This window comes from Novosphingobium clariflavum, assembly GCF_026420865.1.
GTDB classification, from domain to species: Bacteria; Pseudomonadota; Alphaproteobacteria; order Sphingomonadales; family Sphingomonadaceae; genus Novosphingobium; species Novosphingobium clariflavum.
In genome coordinates, this window is the sequence record NZ_JAPCWC010000001.1 from 325671 (window position 1) to 345203 (window position 19533).

Genomic DNA, 19533 nt, shown 5'->3' on the forward strand with positions numbered 1-19533 from the left:
TCCGCCCCGGCCCTTCCGGCCTGCATGCACCGATTTTTCGTGCGGCCCCTGGCCGGGCGAGTACAGGGGCGCTCCTGATGATGACGAAGCAGGAAGATGGCACGGCCACCAGGCGGGAACGGGCCCGCCCGAAGAAAGGGCAGGGGCCTGACCTGCACCGTCTGGAACGCAGCGCACTCGCGGCCTTTTCACGGCGGGGGTTCGAGGCCGTGGGGCTGCGTGAACTGGCAGCCTCGATCGGTATCGCCCCGACCCTGATCCTCTATCGCTACGGCTCGAAACTCGGCCTGTGGAAGGCGCTCGTGGATGAGCTGGGCCTGCGTGTCGATCAAGCCTGCGCGGCGATGGACAGCGCGTTCGCCACGGCGCAGCCGTTTCCCGACAGGGCCAGCGCCGCGCTTCGCCACTTCGTTGAGCTCACCCTCGAGATTCCGGAACTGGCGCCGCTGTTCATCGGTGAAATGTCCGAACCGGGAGAACGGCAGGACTACCTGCTCGACAAGGTCTGGAGCCCGTTTCTCGCCTCGCTGCTGCCGATCATCCATGACGCCGAGCGTTTCGGCAATTCCGATCTTGGCGTCCCGAAATTTGCGGCCTTTTCGATCCTCAGCATGATCCTTGCGGCGCAGTACATGGCGCCGGTGATCGATCTGGCAGCCGGCGCGCCGCAGCATGACCCGCTGGCCCGGGTCCTGAGGCCGATCGAGCGCCTGCTGACGCTCGATCTCGCGCGGAATCGCACCTGCGATCTTTCGACCGGGCGCAGTCCCTTCAATCCGGCGCCATGATCGAGGTGGACAGCAGCCGGTAAAGAATGCGGGCGATGTGCGAGACGCTGTAGGCGTCTTCGGGCTGGCCCACCCACCAGGCCAGAGTCTCGGCAATCAGCGAGGCGGCGCAGATCGTTCCCAGTTCGGTGGGCAGCCAGGCGTTGATCGGCTGTTCGCCCTTGGCCACTTCCATCGAGACCCGCAGCCATTCCTCCCGCATGGCGCCGCCGGCGCCGCCGTTGAGCAGGATCGCCCAGAGTTCGCGGTGTTCTGCCACATAGGCGCACAGGCCCTCGAAACCGGCTTCGTAGCTTTCGGCATTGCGGATCGAGATCGCCAACTGATTGAGCCGGGCGATCTCGTCCTTGGCAATGGCGTCGAGCAGCGATTCCTTCGTTTCGTGATGCCGGAAGAAGGTGGCGTAATGGACCTTTGCCTCGGCGCAGATATCGCGCACGGTGATCTGGTCGAAGGGCTTGCGCTGGAGGAGTTGCAGCATGGCTTCCTGCAGCGCCTTGCCCGACCGCAAGGCACGGGCGTGGGTCGATCTTGATGATGCCAGCGGCTCGGATTTATGCGATACAGTATCGCCTGAAGCGCGATTCGGTTTTTTGGTTTCGGCCATCGGATCGTGTGTGACGCAAAAAGGACGGTTTGCGCAAGCGCTAGCCTGTCCAGCCTGGCCGGTCGCCCTGACCGGCTGGGCTGAGCCGGAATATTGGCCAGCAAACTGGGCGATTGACGTTCAGGGCCGCACAAGAACAGGCGGGCTGATCGCAGGCGATCAGGCCGATACCATTGAAGAGAGGATTGCAAGTATGCTTCGTCAAATTCTGATCGCCGGAACCATGGCCCTCGTCGCCGCACCGCTTTCGGTGGTTTCCGCAGGGACTGCAGCGGCCGCAACGGCCCCCGCCTTTTCGACGTCGGACAGTTCGATCGGCACCCTGCTCGACAACCCGGCCACCAAGGCGATCCTCCAGAAGTATCTTCCCGATCTCGTCAGCAACCCGCAGATCGAAATGGCGCGGGGCATGACCCTGAAGCAGATCCAGTCCTATTCGGCTGACACCGTCACCGACGATGTCCTGGCCAAGATCGATGCCGATCTGGCGAAGATCCCCGCATCCAAGTAAGCGCGATCACGGGAGCCGCCCGCCGTGGCGGCTCCAACTTCGGCAGCGGCCCCCTACAACGGCCCGAACTCCGTAACAGGCCGCCGGGGTGGCTACAGGCCGGTCGGCAGTTTCGCCAGCAGTTGCAGGGATGCGGCATAGTAGTCGTTGTCGAGCGCGGCGGGCTGCGCGGTGCCGAGAAGCAGACCGGCCACTGCCGCACCGCCGTTCGAGAGGGCGTAGTTCGCTTCCTCGCCGGTGACGACGTCGACCCATGCCGGGATCGGCCTGCCACCGGCAAGGCAGGCGCGCCAATAGGCCGCGATGTCGGCTGCCAGGACCTTGCGATTGCCCAATGCGGCGTAAAGCGGCACACGGATCGCATCGTATCCGAAGCGGGGCGGCTTGTCGCTGGCCGGGGCAAGCTGGGCAGGGCCGCTGATGGTCATCCAGTCACAGGGAAGATGGCGCGCTCCGAAGCGGGCAAGGCCCAGCAACTGGGCACAGTCATCGATCACCGGTCCCCATACTCCGGCGCCGTCGATGCGCGCGAAAGCGTCAAGCGCGGGCCACACGAAGTAGGACGGGTTAAGCGTGACGCCGCCGCCGGTGACAAAACCCTCCAGGCCAGGCAGCAGCAGATGGCGCCCGTAGCGTTCGATCACGCAGTGGCTGCGAATGGCGGCGCGGATCTCTGCGGCGCGCGCGATGTAGTCCGGCCGGTTCCACCGTTTTCCCGCCAGGTGCAGCGCCCAGGCGATGACAAGGTCGCCGTCGGTGGCGTTGTTCTTGTCCGCCACCGGGTCGGCGGCGGCGGGATCGTAGCGCCAGCAGTGGAGGGCGATGTCCTTGCGCGACAACTGCTCCTGCGTCCAGCGGGCGATCCGCTCGAAACTGTCGCGATCATTGGCGTTGTAGGCAAAGATCAGGCCATAGCTCTGGCCTTCGCTATGGCTGACACCCTTGTTGCCGGTGTCGATGATGCGGCCATCGGCCATCAGGTACGTGTCGCGATAGGCGGTCCAGGTCAGCATACGCGAGGTCCCCCGCGCCGGATCGCGGCTTTGCGCGCCGCCGTTGCAGGCAGCGGTCAGCGCCAGCATCGCGCCGAGCGTGAACTTCCGGCGATCGAGGGCGGGCAAGGCCGCAAACGGTTCGGTCCGGGTATGGCGTGTCATTCTGGTCTTCACATCCTTGCGACTGTCACGACTTCGGCGTCGTTTGCCTGGGCCGGAAACCCATAAACGCCAAAAGATTTACCGACCGTGACGCACTTCCATGATGTCATCCTTCCAAAGCGCCCGGGTCGTCAGCGCCGCGCCGCTGCCCAGCGCACGGAACCAGGCGTCGTAGGCGCCTTCGAGAATGCCCAGAAGCATCGCCTGCCAGGCATGACGCATGTCCGGCACCACCGGTTCCGGCAAGCGGGCATGGCGCACGACGATCGCATCCTCACCCACGACGAGTTCGATCTGGCCCCAGTCCAGATCGCGCCAATAGGCATTGATGCGGGTTTCCAGCACGCCGACGTCGCTGACGTCATCCAGCGGGACGAGCGCGGCGACGCGCCTGCCCACCGAGGAAAAGAACGCCCGCGCCTGCGCCGGCGGAGCGCTTTCGCCGATCTCCGCGGCGGTAAGCGTGGCCAGCAAGGCGACGCCGCCGATGCCGGAAACGTCGGTATCGTGTCTGGGTGGTGGAAATGACTGGAACTTCATCTGCCCGTGTTCCCGAAGTTCTGCCTGACGCTGAACAAGCTACGGAACTCGTTATAGGTTCCGAAGGTATTATAGCTTGTTTCGCCCCCGATCCGTGTTGTTGGCGATATCTTGTAATAAAGCGACAGCAGCGCGGAGAGCGCGAAGCCGGTCTTGCTGCTCTCGTCGTAGTAGGAGCGGACATCGTTATCGTCCGCCTTGGCATCGTCGAGGTGCCCCTGCAGCTCCGCATCCGTGGGATAGAGCGGGCTGGCATCCTGGCTGTAGCTCTGGAAGCCGGGGGTGAACGAGGCGCGCATGTCGAACCGGTCGTTATTCAGGGTGTAGTTGACCGGGAAGCCCACGGAGATGAAGCTTTGCGGGCTGAAATAGCCGCCGTTGCCCCAGGTGAAGTAGTTCTGGCTCTTGTCGTAGTCCTGGTAATTGACGTTGAGCCCGACGGTGAGCGAAGAATGCGGGCTGGCATAAGCCCGCAGGTAACCGCCGACATTGGCCTCGAAGCCGTCATTGCGCACGACCCTGGTCCCGGTGAACCGGTAGTAGCGCCCCTCGCCATAGACGCCGCTGCCATCGCGGTCGTAGGACAGGCCGCCGCCGAAGCCAGTGCGCAGGACCTGACCCCAGCGCTCCTTGCTGACCGGATCGACGACGCCGGCATAAGAGAGCACGCTGTCGGTCACCGGCTTGCGTTCGGCGACCGCGCTCACCCGGAAGCCGGGGCTCACTTCAGGAGTGACGGCGCCGCGGAAGGTGACCTTGGTCTTGCCCATGCCGATCGGCGTGGTGCCGACTTCGGCCTGGGCAAAATCGCTTTCATAGCCAGCCGAGAAGGCCACGCCCGAGGCATTGACGCTGCCGGGGCCATCGAACTGCGCCTCCGTCTGGGCGACGATGTTGTCGGCCTCGATCGTGGCATTCTGGCCGAACCGCGCCTGCCCGGACTTGCTGGGCGAGCCGGCGTCGAGCACGGTTGCCTCGGCCTTGGCATAGACGCGGCCGGTCGGAACGTCGGTGGAGAAGCGGACGGAACCCTTGATCTCGTCGAGGCGGCTCAGCCCCTTTTCGCCCGAACGCTGCCGGTAGCCGGTATCGACATCGACACGGGGGCCGGTTTCCTGCGTCAGGGTGGCGAGCTGGGACTGGATCTGGGCCATGACGGGATCGGCGGGATAGGCGCTCGACGCGTCAGCCGCGGCCGGCTCGGACATGTAAGGCGCGGAATAGGCGATCGTTCCGCCTGCCGGGATGGCTCCTGCGCCGCTTGCCGCAGGGGCCTGATAGGGCGGGGCCTGATAGGGCGCGGCGGCATAAGTCTGGGCAGGCGCATAGGCCGGCGACGCGGCCGAAGGCAGGCGGGTGCCGGAGCCCAGGGCAAACGGATTGACCGCCTGCGGCGCCGCTACGGCCTGGTTGCGGAACGGATTGGCGCCGCCGGCTGGGCTCATCGCGGCAAAGGGATTGCCGCCTGCCAGACCGTCGATCGAGGTGCCGCCCTGGCGCGCGGTGTAGAGCGCACGCGCTTCCTTGAGGTAGCGCGCCGCGGCACGGTTGTTCCCGCGCGATTGTTCGATGCGCGCGATGGTCATGCGCACTTCGTAGTCCTGGGGGAAGCCCCGCAGCACGTCGTTCTGCGCCTTGCGTGAAAGGTCGTCGTCGCCTGCCGCCTGCGCGGTGTCGGCCAGTCCGAGCAGGGCGTCGCGGTCCCCCGGCTTGCGCGCGAGCACCAGCTGCCAGGCCTGCGCCGCGCGTGCCGGCATCCGGCCGCTCTGGTAGAGGCGGGCCAGCCCGGCCAGCACGTCCATGTTGTCGGGCGCGGCGCTCCAGGCAGATTGCAGGATATCGAAGGATTCGGCAAAACGCCCCTCGAGCCGGGCGCGGTCGGCCTGCGAGACCATCAGCGCCCCGTTCATCCGGGCATAGGCGCGCTGGCTGTCCGCCGAGCCGCCGGCCAGCGATCCGGCGCGTTGCAGCATGTCGCGGGCAAGATCGTCGCGGCCGACGCGGGCCAGCGTGCCGATCAGCCCTTCATAGTCTTCGATGCTGGTGGCATTGCCGCGCGTCGCATTTTCCGCGACGGCAGCGGCACCGGCGGTATCGCCGAGGTCGTAGAGCGCATTGGCGATCGCCGCCTGCTTGCCCACCGGGATGCCGCTCATCGAGCCGAGCTGGCGCAAGGAGGCGAGAGCCTGCGCGCTCTGGCCGGAAGCGCCCATGGCCTTGGCACGGGCGATGGCCTCGTCGGTCTTCACGCCCACCGCGAAACTGCGCATCTGGGCCGTGCGCTGGGTTTCCGGGATCATGTCGATGAGACGGCTGGCCTCGGCCGGGCGGTCGAGGTCGGCGTTGAGCAGCGCGGCGGCATAAAGCGCGTCGGGCTTGCCCTTGGACACCAATGAGCGCAGCAAGGCCTCGGCTTCCGGGACCCGGCCGCGCTTGATGTTGAACTCGGCGAATTCGTAGCGGATCCACGGATCCTCGGGATCGGCGACAAGGCCGTTCTGGAACTCGCGCGTGGCGCCCAGATCGTCACCGGCAGCGGCGGCGGCAAGCGCGCGGCTGCGCGCCGCGCTGACCTGCAGGCGCTTGTCGTCGGCACTGCTCGCGTTTCCGGTTTGCCCGGCCTGCCGATAGAGTTCGGCGGCATCGGCATGGCGGCCCTGCTGCTCGTAGATGTTGGCGAGCAGTTCGACCGCCGGGCCGGACTGCGGATAACCGGAGTGGACCAGGGCTTCGGCAGTGGTCTGTGCCGCCGTCAGATCGCCGCGCGCCAGGGCGTCGCGGGCCTCGCCAAGGCCGGCGAAGAAGCGCGCTGCCGCAAGGCCGCTGCTCCATTGTTCGGCGCGGCCGAGGCGCGAGGCCTGCCCCAGCAGATCGGCCGATTCCGCAAAGCGGCTCTGGCGCAGGCGCACGATGCCAAGGCCGCCAAGGGCATCGGCATCGCGCGGATTGACCGCGAGTGCGCGCTGGAACTGGCTTGCCGCGCCGTCGAGGTCGCCCTTCTCAATGGCTGCGAAACCGGCCACGCGGGCCTGTCCGGCGCGGTTGCTGGCGGAGGAGGGCGCGGGTTTGGCCGGTGCGGGATTGGCTGGTCTTGGGCCGGACCGCGATGCCGAGGCCGCATTGCCGGTCTGACGCGGCTCAGCGGGTTTGGCAGAGGCCGCGGCGGCGGGCTTTGCCGCAACCGGAGCGGCGGGCCGGGGAGCCGCCTTGCCGCCGCCGTTCATCGCCTGGACCACTGCCGGATTGTTGGGATCGAGCGCGCGGGCACGGCGCAAGGCCTGCTGGGCCAGATCCTCGCGCCCCTTGGAGCGCCAGTAGCGGGCCTGCTGCAGCAGCGCGGCGACGCCGCTATCCTGCGCCGAGGCGACCCCCACGCTCACCACTTCCGCCCCGGTCGAGGCGAGGAGCAGCGCCAGGCAGGCCAGGCGCAGGGGTTTGCGGGCTACGGTCATGCGGTGTCGTCCGTATTGCCGAGGCGGCGGGCAGCCTGGCCGCGGAAGTAGAGATAGGCAGGCCCTGCCAGCAGCACGGCAAGGGCAAGCGCGAAGATCGCCATCAGCATCGGGCGCTGGCTGAACCAGTAGGCCAGCTTCATCCAGACCGGCAGCGAGCCGGTCCAGTAACGGTCGCCGATCGCGAAGCTGGCCATGCCGTCGCCCTTGGTGACCGCGAGATCACCCTGGATCGAGGCGTTGAACTTCACGTCGGCCATGCCGTCGACGAGGCCGGGAAGGGCCGAGGGATCATCGGCCAGCACGGCAACGACCGTGCGGTCCGAGGCGTAAGGCGAGCGGAAGCTGACGATGCCGGAAAAGCCCCGGGCGTTGTAGACCATCGGTGCCGCGTCGGCGGGATCGTCACTGCGCATGCCCCCGAAGAGCGAGGTGACGTATTGCAGCGGCGAGCGTTCCGAGACCTGGAGATGACCGTTCACGAAACGCACCGGGGCGCTGTCGAACAGGCTGCCGCCGGCGAGCTGCGAGCCGCCGATCACCAGCAGGTCCTGGCTGTCGAGCCGCGAGGGATCGACGCTGGAGGTGATGGTGATCGCCGTTACCGGCACGCCGGTGGAATCGCCGAAGCGGCCCATCAGCCCGAGGAACGCCTCGACCGTTGCCGCCGAGGGGGCATCGGCCATCACGACGGTCGTCTCGGCAAGGTCCGGCGCCACCGTAAAGGGGAAACCGGCCCCCGCGAACGTGGCGAGATCGGGCATCATGATCGCGTGGTAGGCGCTGGAGAAGTCGATCGTGCTGTCCGGATCAAGCGAAGTGCGCACGTTTTCGGGCAGGGTGCCGGTGCACTTCTTCTTGTCGGCAATGACCATGTTGTAGTCGAACGTCAGTTCGTTCTGGCCGAACAGGTTGTAGCGCGGCAGCGGCAGCGTCGCCGTGGAATCCTGGCTGCGCACGCCGTTGGCGCCGAGCAGCGCGCTCCACCAGGTGGAGCCCATCGGCAGCGACTTGAGGTACTGGCCGTTGAGCGAGACGTCGAGACGCGAGGCGCGCTTGTCGAGCCATTGGGCAACCGGATAGCGATAGCCCAGGCTCAGCTTCCCGCCTTCGCGCGGCCAGAAGAACAGGTCGGGCGCGACGCGGAAGCTGGTGCTCAGCGGCCCGGGACGGAAGCCCATGCCCTGAAGCGCGTAGGCGGGCATGATCTCGCCCAGCTTCACCGGCCGGTCTGTCGTGATCCAGCGCAGCGCGCCGTAGCGCTTCCAGGCCGGGATGCGCACGTCGTCGAAGGTCATGCGCTGGCCGCCGAACACGCCGCGCCCCAGCGCGACGGCACCGGCGGCGAGGCGCAATTCGCCGTCGCTGCGGCCCATCAGGACCAGCAGGGTGCCCGAAGGATCGGCCGGGTTGCGCACGACGGCGGCCGAAGCGCCGCTGGGCGGTGCGATGGCGAGGCCGGGGATTGACTGGCCCTGCTTGAGGAAGACCACGGCGTTGCCCTTGGGCAAGGCGCCGAAGACCGGCTTGAACGAGAAGCCCCGGTAGCTGGCGAGCGAGCCCAGCCAGGAGGCGGTGGCCGCGGCCGCTTCCAGTTCGCCCTTGCGGGGCTGGCCGGCAAACACGAAGGGCACCGTCAGCGGCAGGTTCTGCCCCTTGTCGAAGAAGGGCAGGGGCATGCGCGCAAGGTCAGGCGCAAAGGGCAGCGGCTGATACTGGAAATCGATCCACGAGCGCACGTTGCTGATATTCGCCCAGAGTACCGAGTTGAACGGATCCTCGCAGTCGCTCGCGTAGTGGCCGACCAGGCGCAAGTTGAGCTGGTTGTCGCCCGGCAGGAACAGCGCGGGGTTGATTGCGATGCGCAGCGCGCGGCCGCCCGCATCGGCACGGGAGAGCGGAATTGTCTGCACCGCCTCGCCGTTGAGGATCACCACAAGATGGCTCATGTTGTCGAGCATCATCGGCGACCAGGCCATCTGCAGGGTCATGGCCGCCGAAGTCACCACACGGTCCTGACGCATGCCGAACGGTATGCCGATTTCCCCCTGGGTTCCCTGGAGGCGGATCGGGCTGGTGATGCGCATGTCCTTGAGCGTCAGCCGCTCCGCGATGGTGCCGGCCGCGGGTGCGGCCCCGGCTTCATCGCCTGCCGCAGCGGCAGCTGGCTTTGCGGGAACGGGCGCGGCATGCACCTCGCGCGAGCCGAGCACGATCGTCGCCAGACCGAGCGCGAGTGCGCAGGCCAGCGCGGCTGCCTTGCCGAGGCTGATGACCCGCGCCTTGCGGGTTGGCGACGGCGAAACCGGGGCAGGGGCGGCGGGCGTGGCCGCGACGGAGGCCGAAGGCGCGATGAGGGCGGCAAGCTCGGCTTCCCGGCGCATGGCGCGGCGTTCGGCAAAATTGAGGCGAAGCATACGTTTAATGGTCACCATGTCGACGATGATGATGTCGGCCAGCGAACGCAGGCCGGTCACCTGGACGTGCGGCGAGGCCGGTTGCCAGGCATCGGCACGGCCCATCACGGCGCGCACGAGGTGGCGTCCGGCCAGGACGTCAAGCTGCTGGAAGCGCACGAAGGCGCGGTCGCCGGTCGTGCGCAGGGTTTCCACCGGGATCGACAGGACTTCGTCGCCCATCGCCATGGTGATGTGGCGCACGGCATTGTCTCCCGCCGGTCGTCCTTGCGGCAGGGCAAGGGCGGCGCCGCCCATCGAGATGTCGAGGGTGCGCGTTTCCAGCACGTGCCCCGATGCGAGGTAGGCCGTTACCGGCAGCTCCACGGGAATGCGGATGTCCTTGCGCGCCTGGCGGGTTTCGCGCGCCACCGAAACGGCGGCGATCAGGATCACGAGACTGAACACGGCCCACGAGATGTTCAGCACCAGCGTGTCGGTCTGGACGTTGAACATGTAGGGGAAAAACGCCCATTTGATCACGGCCAGCGCGATCCCGGCGAGCAGCAGGCCGATGGTGATGAGGTGAGGCTTGACGATCGCCCAGTCGAAATAGGTGCGATCGAGCAGGCTGCCCTTGTCGGTGACGTTGAACTTGCCCTTGCGGGGCTGGAACCATGTCATCAAGGTCGGCTTGACGAGGTGGAAGGCCAGAATGGTCTCGTAGACCTCGCCCCAGAACGGTCGCCGGTCCGCCCCTTGCGTGCGCAAGTTCGAGGCCGAGGCGCAGAACAGGTGCGGCAGGGCATAGGCGAAGATCAGCGAGGCCGAGGCCTGGATGATGTTGAGGCCGAAGATCAGGTAGGCAAGCGGACTGGTCAGGAAGGCGATGCGCGGCAGCGGATACTGGAAGTGCAGCATCGCGTTGAGGTAGCAGAGGCGCTGCTGCCAGGTGAGGCCGGGGCCGAACAGCGGATTGTCGATGCGCAGGATCTGCGTCATTCCGCGCGCCCAGCGGATGCGCTGGCCGACGTGCAGGACGAGGCGCTCGGTGGCGAGCCCGGCGGAAAGCCGCGCGCTGATGTAGGCGGTGTTCCAGCCGGTGCGTTGCAGCTTGAGCGCGGTGTGGGCGTCCTCGGTCACCGTCTCGCCGGCGAAGCCATTGGTTTCCATCAGCGCTTCGCGGCGGATGATCGCGCAGGAGCCGCAGAAGAAGGCCGCGTTCCACAAGTCGTTGCCGCCCTGCACCGGGCCGTAGAACAAGTCGCCTTCGCCTGCCATGTCGTCGATCACCCCGGCGAGGTTGCGCTGGACCGGATCGGGCGAATACATGTGGTGCGGCGTCTGCAGCAGGGCCAGGCGCGGGTCCTTCTGGAACCAGCCGACGGTGAGCTGGAGGAAGGCGCGGGTCGGCACGTGGTCGCAGTCGAAGATGGCGATGAGCTCGCCGTCGGTCTTCGTCATCGCCGCGTTGAGATTGCCCGCCTTGGCGTGCAGGTTGTTGTCGCGGGTGATGTAGCCGCAGCCTGCTTCACGCGCAAAGGCGCGGAATTCCGCGCGCTTGCCGTCATCGAGGATAAAGACGCGGTAGCGGTCGGCCGGATAGTCCAGATCCATCGCCGCGAACACCGTGTTGCGCACGATGTCGAGGCTTTCGTTGTAGGTCGGGATGTAGATATCGACCGTGGGCCATTCCTCGGAAGGGCCGTTGGGCTCGATCACCGGACGGTCGAGCGGCCAGCTGGTCTGGAGGAAGCCAAGCGCCAGGATCACCCAGGCGTAGAGTTCGGCGAGATAGAGCCCGCCGCCCAGCAGAAATTCGGGCAAGGTGCCGAAGGCCAAGGTCTGGGTCGTGCGCCAGAACATGTAGCGGGTCGACATCAGCAGTGCCAGAAGACCCAGCGCCAGCGCGCCCTTCCGGCCCGGCCAGCGCCGCATGAGCAAGGTTCCGCCGACCGCGACGGCCGCGAAGATCCACTGCGCGTTGTTGTCGAGCGGTACGCTCACGACCAGCGCCGCGATCATCACGACCAGTGCGATCACGAGATACCGCAGTACTCCCCGCTGCAGAACCCTACCCGTCATGCAGCGCGGCTCGCCGCGGAGGGGGCGATCCAGACCGGATCGGTGGAATGAAGCGCGTCGACCAGCTTGCCCGAAATCGCGCGCACATCGCTGAGCGCGGCACTGGCCGGGGCGTAGCGGGACAGCGGTTGCAGCATCGCCATCGCCTCGGGCACCGCTTCGTCGGAGCGGATGCGGCCCACCAGCCGCTGGCCGGCCAGCTCGCGCACGAAAGCGGCGCCGTGGCGGGACAGGCGGCGGGTCTCGTCAAGCGCGTTGATGACAAAGGCCGTGCGCGACAGGCCGTCGGTCCCGGCTTCGTCGAACATCTGCGGGAGCAGGGCCAGGCTGTCGGGCTGCACGGTCAGGGGGCAGACGTGGGCGCAGGCAGCCTGGGCGATGCGCCGTGCGGCGCGCCAGTCGCCTGACGGAACGTCCAGCACCATGACCCGGTCCTTGCCGGGCGAGAGATAGCCGAGATCGTTCAGCATCGGCAGCAGGTCGGCATCGTCGGCAGAACGGGTCCAGTGGCGCAAGTTGATGCCGCCGACCAGCACCGCCTCGTCGGCAGGCGCGGTCAGCGAAGGAAGGCTGATCGCCTGCGACAGGCCGAAATGAAGCGGCATCGTATCGCGCGCTGCAAACGTCAGCACGGTGACGTCGGCACCTTCGGCGGACAGCCCCATCGCGAGGTGCGCGGCGACAAAGGTCGTGCCGGTGCCGCCCTTGGGTCCGTGGCAGAGAATGACGGGCATCAGGCGTCTCCTTCGCGCGGAGCAGTGCCGGTGGCGGCGCCTTCCGTCTCGACGGCGGCCGAGAGGCGGCGCAGCAGCGCCCGGACGTCGCCCGACGAATCGGCGGGGTGAGGCGCGGGGGCGGAGGCTTTCGCTGCCGGTTCGGAGCCGTGTTCGTAGCGGCTGAAGAGGACCTGGATCTGTTCCTTGGGCGCTTCCGGCACCCGCTCGTCCGGGGCAGGAGCTTCGCCGTTGCCGCGCGTGGCAGACTTGGCAACCTGCAGAGCGGGCTGATCCAGCGCCTGCAGGCGCGGATCGCGCAGCAAGGCCTCCAGGATCGGCCAGAGCTCCAGATCGGTAAACCGATCCTCGAATTCCTTGTAACTGAAATCGCTTCGGCCCAACCGGTCCAGAAGGTTTCTTGCATCAATCCGCATGGTGCCAGGTCCCCAGTCTCTTCCGCCATACTGATTAAAAGTGGTTAATATACTGTAAAATCACGCTGCAAAGCGTTTTCGACAAAATCCGCGCATTTCGTGGTGCATTGCGGCATTCCACCGCCGATCGCATTGTGCGCGGGGGCGGTCAATCAAGCACTCCAATTCGAGTGAGTTCCGGCGATTTATTCCTGTATTTCCAAGTAAATACACCGCTATTTTTGAAGATTTGCTGTGTTCGTTCACTTTGCTTGTCCGGCGATTAGGGATGTTGTCTTATTTTTATGAAAGGACGCATCAAATTCAGCAGCGCGTCCGCATTCGGGAACAATCTGCCTATAACGAAGATTTGACGTCAGAGGATCAAGACGTGGACAAGGAAGGCCTGCCCGACCTGCCGGTGGCGCAATTCCTGCGCCTTCGGCGACATATCCCGCCGCTGTACGGCGTGCTGGCGGTAAACGCGGCAGCGCTCGCCTATACGCACCGTCACGTTGCACCGCTCTACCTGACAGTGGTGGTCGCATCCGTGCTGGTGCTCGCCTGTCTTCAGCGGATCTACGCCTGGACCCGTCCGATCGACCCCGCCGCCATCACCGGCGATCAGGCGCGCGCCATCATGCGCCGCACGACCGTGCTCGGCATCACCATGACGCTGGTCTTCCTGGTCTGGGCACTGGCACTCGATCAGTACGGCACGGCGGCCCAGCAGGGCCACGTGATGCTGTTCATTGCCGCCACTTTGCTGGGATGCATCTTCTGCCTCACCTATCTGCCCCAGGCTGCGGTGGCGATCTCGGTGCTCGCGATCGGCATGTTCACGCTCTATTGCGTGAAGCAGGGCAGCGAGGAGCGGTTGTCCATCGCCTGTTCGACCGGCCTGATCACCATCCTTATCCTGTTTGTCGTGCGCGATTGCTTCGCCTCGTTCGTCAGTCTGGAGGAATCGCGCAGCGCCCTGATCATCGGCCAGCGCCGGGCGGAGCGCCTGGAAGCCGAAAGTGCGCGCCTGGCACGTATCGACGCACTGACCCAATTGCCGAACCGGCGCCGGTTCTTCGAGGAGCTCGAGGCCCTGCTGCGCGAGGCGACATCGCAGACCCGCTTTTCGATCGGATTGCTGGATCTGGATGGCTTCAAGCCCGTCAACGACACCCACGGCCATGCCCAGGGGGACAGGCTGCTGGCGATGATCGGGGATCGTCTGGTCGCCCTGTGCAAGGCGCACGAACCGGGCGTCAGTGTCGCAAGACTGGGGGGCGATGAATTCGGCTTCATCATCCAGGCCGAAATCGACGAGGCCTGCGACTTCATGCAAGGGGTCTGCCGCGTGGTGCAGGAGCCGGTTCCGCTGGACGGCATGCAGATCGCAGTCGGCGCCTCCGGCGGCGTCGCCGCCTATCCGCTCTCGGGGAGCGATGCCAACAAGCTGTTCGACCGCGCCGACTTTGCGCTCTATCACGCCAAACGGCACCAACGCGGCCACTGCGTGAAATTCTCCCACCTGTTCGAGCAGCTCATCCGCGCCGATCAGCTGGTCGAATCCGCGTTGCAAACGGCCGATCTCGCTCAGGAGATCGCGCTGGTATTCCAGCCGATCTACGACATCCAGAGCAAGGCCGCCGTCTGCGTCGAAGCGCTGGCCCGCTGGACCTCTCCGGTCGCAGGGCCGGTTCCGCCGGAAACCCTGGTCGCGGCGGCCGAGAAGCTCGGCATCCTGCGCGTCGTCACGCTCGCGCTGTTCGACCGCGCGATTGCCGCTTGTGCGCAGTTGCCCGCGCACCTCAGGGTTTCGTTCAACCTTTCCGCGGGAGACCTTGCCAATCCGGAGACGGTCGACGCCATCCTCGATGCCATGACCAGCAGCGGGCAACCGGGCAGGCGGTTCATCTTCGAAATCACCGAAACAGCCCTGATCTCGAGCTTCGCAACGGCAGTGCGCGAGATCGACCGCCTGCGCGCGTCCGGCGCCAAGATCGCGCTGGATGATTTCGGCACCGGTTTTTCCAGTTTCAATTCGCTGCAGGAACTGCCGCTCGACATCCTGAAGATCGACAAGACCTTCACCGGACGGATCGAGGATCCGGCGGGGCGGCGGGTCGTCCGGGGGATCCTGTCGCTGGCGCACTCGATGTCGCTGGAATGCGTGATCGAGGGGGTGGAAACCGAGGGCCAGCTGGAAGCGGCGCGCGAACTGGGGTTCCGCTACGGGCAGGGCTATTGCCTGGCACGTCCCGCCGCACTGGCCGAGATCGACGCACGGATCGCCTGACGAACACAAAGTGGGGACGATCGACGGCAGTTGCCCGAAAACGAATTGACTGCAGCGAAGCGCCGGGCGACCGTGTTTTCGCACTATTTCAGGGGGCTGCACGATGAATCGGAAAACACTCTCAAGCCGCGCGACGAAACTCTCGTGCAGTCTGCTGGCGCTGGCCTGCGTAACCTGCGCGATCGGCACTGCCGATGCCCGCGAAGTGGTGATCCACGCCGGGCGGCTGATCGACGGCACCGGCGCGGCGCCGCGCCAGAACGTGTCGATCCTCATCACCGACCAGCGCATCACCGCGATCCAGCCCGGTTTTGTCACGCCCGCAGGCGCCGACGTGGTTGACCTCTCGGACAAGACCGTCCTGCCCGGCCTGATCGACACGCACGATCACATCACCGCTGGCTGGCACGCCGGAGACCCGATCCGCAACAGCGTCACCCGGACCAATTACGAGGACGCCATCGAGGCCACCGTCTTCACCCGCAACACGTTGCTGGCCGGGTTCACTTCGGTTCGCGATTGCGGGGCCGACACGCAAGTTGTCGTCGCGCTCAAGAAGTCGATCGAGGACGGAGTGGTGCCGGGCCCGCGCATGTGGGTGGCCGGAACCCCGCTCGGCCCGACCGGCGGCCACGGCGACGCGGTCAACGGCCTGCGTCCCGAGTTCGCCGACATCCCGCATGTCAGCGACAACGTGATCGACAGTCCCGATGCCGCGCGCCTGGCCGTGCGCCGGCTGAAGCGGGAAGGGGCGGACTTCATCAAGATCATGCCCTCGGGCGGGGTCATGTCGATCGGCGACGACCCGCGTCACCAGCTGATGACCGACGACGAGATCAAGGCGGTGATCGATACTGCCCATGCGCTGGGCATGAAGGTCGCGGCCCATGCCCACGGCAAGGACGCCATCGATCACACCATCGCGCTGGGCGTCGATTCCATCGAGCACGGTTCCTATGCCGATGCTGCCAGCTACAAGCTGTTCAAGCAGCACGGGGCCTATCTGGTGCCCACGATGCTGGTCGGCGAGCGGGTCTACCAGCGGGCCAGGGAGCACCCCGAGCAGCTCAACCCCTCGACCGCCGAAAAGGCGCTGACGATCGCGCCCCTGCTGCGCCGCAACCTTCACGATGCCTACGCGGCCGGTGTCAGGATCGCGTTCGGGACGGATACCTTCGGTCTTTCGAGCCACGGCGAGAATGCCCAGGAATTCGCGCTGCTGGTCGCGGCCGGGATGACGCCGATGGATGCGATCAAGACCGCGACCGGCAATGCCGCGGACCTTCTGGGCAGCGCGGATGTCGGCACCCTTCAGGCGGGGCGCTATGCCGACGTCATCGCGGTGGACGGCGATCCGCTCAGCGATGTGAAGGTGCTGGAGCACGTCGGCTTCGTCATGAAGGGCGGCGCGATCGTCAAGTCCGCCGGACAGCCGCAGATCTGATCGCAGGATCCCCGGTTGCCGCACGGCGACCGGGGATCGATGGACAGGCTATCGGATCAGGCGGAGGCAGGACGCCGGGCAACGATACCGAAACCGGCAATCACGCCGTAGCAGAGTGCGGGCAGCAGCAGCGCGATGCCGAGATTGCCGCCGGTCAGGTCGGCAATGGCGCCGGTCGCCAGCGGCACCAGCGCGCCGCCGCAGATCGCGACATTGATGATGCCCGAGCCATCTGCCGCGCGGGCGCCCAGCTTTTCGCAGGCGAGGCTGAAGATCGTCGGGAACATGATCGAATTCATCAGGCCGACCGCCAGCAGCGCGTAGCCCGAGACATGGCCCGCCGTAGTTACCGAAAGCGCCAGCAGGACGATCGCCATGGCCGCGTTGAAGGTTAGGACCAGCGCCGGGTTGAGCACCCGCAGCACCGCCGAGCCGACAAAGCGCCCGACCATCGCACCGCCCCAGTAGAGGCCGATCAGCTTGCCGGCGGACTGTTCGGGCAGTGCCATGACGTGGGGCTGCATGAGATAGCTGACGATCAGCGAACCGATCGAGACTTCGGCGCCGACGTAGAGGAAGATGCAAAGCGCGCCATAGGAAAAGCGCGGGCGCTTCAACAGGTCGAAACCGGCAAAGCCGTTGTGATCGCCGTGCTGTTCGGGGGGCAGGCGATTGCGGAAGGTCCAGACCGCGAGGGCGACCAGCGCGAGGGCAAGGGCAATGCCGAGGTAACCATGGACGATCGCCTGGCTTTCCGCGCGGCGATAGGCATCCAGCGCTTCGCCGGTGAGGTCATGGGCGGAGACCTTGGCAAGGCTGCCCAGGATCAGCACCGAACCGGCGATGGGGAAGAGCGTCGTGCCGAGCGAGTTGAAGGCCTGCGCGAAGGTCAGCCGCGAACTGGTCGTTTCCGGCTTGCCCAGCAGGCTGATCAGCGGGTTGGCGACGACTTGGACGATGACCACGCCCGCCGCCAGCACGAAATAGGCGGCCAGGAACAGCCAGTAGGTTGCCGTCTGCGACGCCGGAATGAAGGCGAGGCAGCCCAGGATCATGATCGCCAGCCCGGCGACCGCGCCGCGCATGTAGCCGACCTTGCGCACCAGCATAGCGCCGGGAATGCCGATCACCGCATAGGCGGTGAAGAAGCAGAACTGCACCAGCATCGCCTGCGTGTAGCTCAGCGTGAACAGCTCCTTGAGCTTGGGGATGATGACATCGTTCAGGCTGGTGATGCCGCCGAAAATGAAGAACAGCGCCATGACGAAATAGCGCAGTTCAGGCGCATCGACGTAGCCACCTGGCACTTCGTCGTTCGATTCGCTCTGCGGGATAGCGGATGTAAGGGCCATGAGGGCTCGACCTGTTGCTGCCGGGCGCGTGGGACGCGCGTTTCAGGACTACGTTTCAGGAACTTATGGGATTGGCCGATAGCCTGCGTCGCTGCCGGATGCCCCCGGATGAGCCGCCGCGTGGATCGCCCCTCCAGGCGCTGCCTTGCCGGCGTCCGGCTTCGTTCTCCCATATCGTTCTTGTTGTTGTCATCCGGGTGCAGGCATCGCTTGCGCGAGACCTGCACCCGGGTGCCAACGCTGTCGGTTTTGGAGGAGATGACAACGTTGTACCGCGCTTCTAGCCTGCATCGGCACGGTGATCAAGCCCGTCTCGATCACCGGAGCCCATTCTCAGGACGACGCGAATGTGCCACAGGTAGCGGATGGCCAGTATTCGTGACGTTGCCGCCGCAGCCGGCGTTTCCATCAAGACCGTGTCCCGCGTTGTCAACAAGGCTCCGAACGTCAGCGAGGACCTGCGCAGCCGGGTGACCGGGGCGATCGAACGTCTTGGCTATCGACCCAATCAGTCGGCGCGGCGGCTGGCGGGGGGGCGCTCCTTCATGCTGGCGTTTCTCTACAACAATCCGACCCCAGGCTATACGTCGGCCCTCCAGGTCGGTGCGGCCAACCGCTGCCGCGAACTTGGCTATCACCTCGTCGTCGAGCCGATGCCGCTGGACGGGCCGGAACGCTTCGAGATTCTCGACCGCCTCGTCGCCGCGTTGCGGCCCGACGGCGTGTTCCTGGCCCCGCCGCTGTCAGACGACAAGGCGCTGCTCCAGCATCTGTCCGAACTCAATCTGTCCTGTGCGCGGCTTGCCGGCTCGATCATGGCGCAAAGCTTCAACATCCCGACGCCGGAACGGGCGGCCGGGCGCATGATCGCCGACCATCTGATCGAACTCGGGCACCGCCGCATCGGCGTGATCACGCCGCCTGCCGGTCACCGGGCGGCACAGGCCCGCGTCGAGGGTTTTCGCGACGGGTTGAGCGCCGCGAGTGGGCTTGCGATCGACCCGATGTTTGTCGCCGGCGATTTCGACTTTGCCTCGGGTGAGCAGGCGGCGGGACAACTGCTCGCCCAGGATCCGCCCCCCACGGCGATCTTTGCCACCAACGATGCGATGGCGCTCGGGGTGATGACCTGCGCCCATCGGCGCGGACTTAAAGTACCCGCGGATCTCTCGATCGTCGGCTTTGACGATACCTCTGCCAGCGCCACCACCTGGCCGCCGCTCACCACGGTGCGCCAGCCGCTGGAAGAGATGGGCAGGGCACTGGTCGATGCGCTGGTGGGTGACGTCGACGAGGCCCCCGAGTTCCGCTTCGAACTCGTGCGGCGCGAAAGCACCGGCCCTGCACCGCGACGGTGACGGTGACGGTGACGGGCGGAGGGCAGACAAGGCATCGAGATTAGTCGATGGTTTATTGACCTTGCACCATGCATCGAATAATCACGATGCATGGATACCGAATCCGCGCTCTCCATGCTGGCCGCGCTGGCTCACCCGACCCGGCTCGAGGCCTTTCGCCTGCTGGTCCGCAATGAGCCGGACGGCCTCGCGACCGGCGCCCTGGTTGACGCTTCGCAGCTGAGCCAGAGCACCTTTTCCAGCCATCTCGCGATCCTCGCGAAAGCCGGTCTGGTGCAATCACGCAAGCAGGGGCGCCAACAGATCCAGCGCGCCGACATCGATGCGCTACGGGCCTTGCTGGTCTACCTGGCCCGGGATTGCTGCGAGGGCCGCACCGAGCTTTGCGCACCGCTGCTGGCCGAACTCACCTGCTGTTGAA

General features: G+C 66.2%; 14 protein-coding genes. 6 read left to right on the forward strand and 8 right to left on the reverse strand.

What is annotated here, in order from left to right:
* Positions 1 to 77 precede the first annotated feature (77 nt).
* A complete protein-coding gene (locus OKA11_RS01300; protein WP_267218423.1) occupies positions 78 to 788 on the forward strand; it encodes a TetR/AcrR family transcriptional regulator in 711 nt (236 codons plus the stop codon).
* Here the strand turns inward: OKA11_RS01300 and OKA11_RS01305 are convergent.
* A complete protein-coding gene (locus tag OKA11_RS01305) occupies positions 772 to 1269 on the reverse strand; it encodes a TetR/AcrR family transcriptional regulator (protein ID WP_267218424.1) in 498 nt (165 codons plus the stop codon). The genes OKA11_RS01300 and OKA11_RS01305 overlap by 17 nt on opposite strands.
* On the opposite strand from OKA11_RS01305, the gene OKA11_RS01310 reads away from it, so the two are divergent.
* The gene (locus tag OKA11_RS01310) at positions 1268 to 1906 is read left to right on the forward strand and encodes a hypothetical protein (protein ID WP_267218425.1); all 639 of its coding nucleotides are present in this window, start codon (positions 1268 to 1270) and stop codon (positions 1904 to 1906) included. The genes OKA11_RS01305 and OKA11_RS01310 overlap by 2 nt on opposite strands.
* Positions 1907 to 1998: 92 nt before the next feature.
* Here OKA11_RS01310 and OKA11_RS01315 read toward each other — a convergent pair whose 3' ends face one another.
* The 6 genes from OKA11_RS01315 to OKA11_RS01340 all read right to left on the reverse strand — a co-directional run bounded on the left by OKA11_RS01315 (position 1999) and on the right by OKA11_RS01340 (position 12686).
* Positions 1999 to 3063 carry a glycosyl hydrolase family 8 gene (locus OKA11_RS01315; RefSeq protein WP_267218426.1) on the reverse strand — a complete coding sequence of 355 codons (1065 nt, stop codon included), beginning with the start codon at positions 3061 to 3063 and terminating at the stop codon, positions 1999 to 2001.
* 78 nt (positions 3064 to 3141) lie between these two features.
* Entirely contained in the window at positions 3142 to 3603 is a 462-nt protein-coding gene (bcsD, locus tag OKA11_RS01320; RefSeq protein ID WP_267218427.1) for a cellulose biosynthesis protein BcsD, read from the reverse strand.
* The gene (locus OKA11_RS01325; RefSeq protein ID WP_267218428.1) at positions 3600 to 7055 is read right to left on the reverse strand and encodes a cellulose biosynthesis protein BcsC; all 3456 of its coding nucleotides are present in this window, start codon (positions 7053 to 7055) and stop codon (positions 3600 to 3602) included. Before OKA11_RS01325 ends, bcsD begins: the two co-directional genes overlap by 4 nt.
* Positions 7052 to 11536 carry a UDP-forming cellulose synthase catalytic subunit gene (bcsA, locus tag OKA11_RS01330; RefSeq protein WP_267218429.1) on the reverse strand — a complete coding sequence of 1495 codons (4485 nt, stop codon included), beginning with the start codon at positions 11534 to 11536 and terminating at the stop codon, positions 7052 to 7054. Before bcsA ends, OKA11_RS01325 begins: the two co-directional genes overlap by 4 nt.
* Positions 11533 to 12270, reverse strand: a complete 738-nt coding sequence (locus OKA11_RS01335) for a cellulose synthase operon protein YhjQ/BcsQ (RefSeq protein WP_267218430.1) — start codon at positions 12268 to 12270, stop codon at positions 11533 to 11535. Before OKA11_RS01335 ends, bcsA begins: the two co-directional genes overlap by 4 nt.
* Positions 12270 to 12686 (reverse strand): hypothetical protein, encoded by a 417-nt coding sequence (locus OKA11_RS01340; RefSeq protein WP_267218431.1) that lies wholly within the window; start codon positions 12684 to 12686, stop codon positions 12270 to 12272. Before OKA11_RS01340 ends, OKA11_RS01335 begins: the two co-directional genes overlap by 1 nt.
* Positions 12687 to 13056: 370 nt before the next feature.
* Here OKA11_RS01340 and OKA11_RS01345 point away from each other — a divergent pair, with 370 nt between their 5' ends.
* Both OKA11_RS01345 and OKA11_RS01350 read left to right on the forward strand, forming a co-directional pair.
* Entirely contained in the window at positions 13057 to 14958 is a 1902-nt protein-coding gene (locus tag OKA11_RS01345; RefSeq protein WP_267218433.1) for a putative bifunctional diguanylate cyclase/phosphodiesterase, read from the forward strand.
* 103 nt (positions 14959 to 15061) lie between these two features.
* Complete coding sequence (locus tag OKA11_RS01350; protein WP_267218435.1) at positions 15062 to 16402, forward strand: metal-dependent hydrolase family protein; 1341 nt, start codon at positions 15062 to 15064, stop codon at positions 16400 to 16402.
* Between the two features lie 56 nt (positions 16403 to 16458).
* On the opposite strand, the gene OKA11_RS01355 is transcribed toward OKA11_RS01350, so the two are convergent.
* Positions 16459 to 17754: a sugar MFS transporter gene (locus OKA11_RS01355; protein WP_267218436.1), complete on the reverse strand. Its 1296-nt coding sequence runs from the start codon at positions 17752 to 17754 to the stop codon at positions 16459 to 16461.
* A 365-nt stretch (positions 17755 to 18119) separates the two neighbouring features.
* On the opposite strand from OKA11_RS01355, the gene OKA11_RS01360 reads away from it, so the two are divergent.
* Both OKA11_RS01360 and OKA11_RS01365 read left to right on the forward strand, forming a co-directional pair.
* Positions 18120 to 19112 (forward strand): LacI family DNA-binding transcriptional regulator, encoded by a 993-nt coding sequence (locus tag OKA11_RS01360; protein WP_267218437.1) that lies wholly within the window; start codon positions 18120 to 18122, stop codon positions 19110 to 19112.
* 90 nt (positions 19113 to 19202) lie between these two features.
* Positions 19203 to 19532 (forward strand): ArsR/SmtB family transcription factor, encoded by a 330-nt coding sequence (locus tag OKA11_RS01365; protein ID WP_267218438.1) that lies wholly within the window; start codon positions 19203 to 19205, stop codon positions 19530 to 19532.
* Position 19533 lies beyond the last annotated feature (1 nt).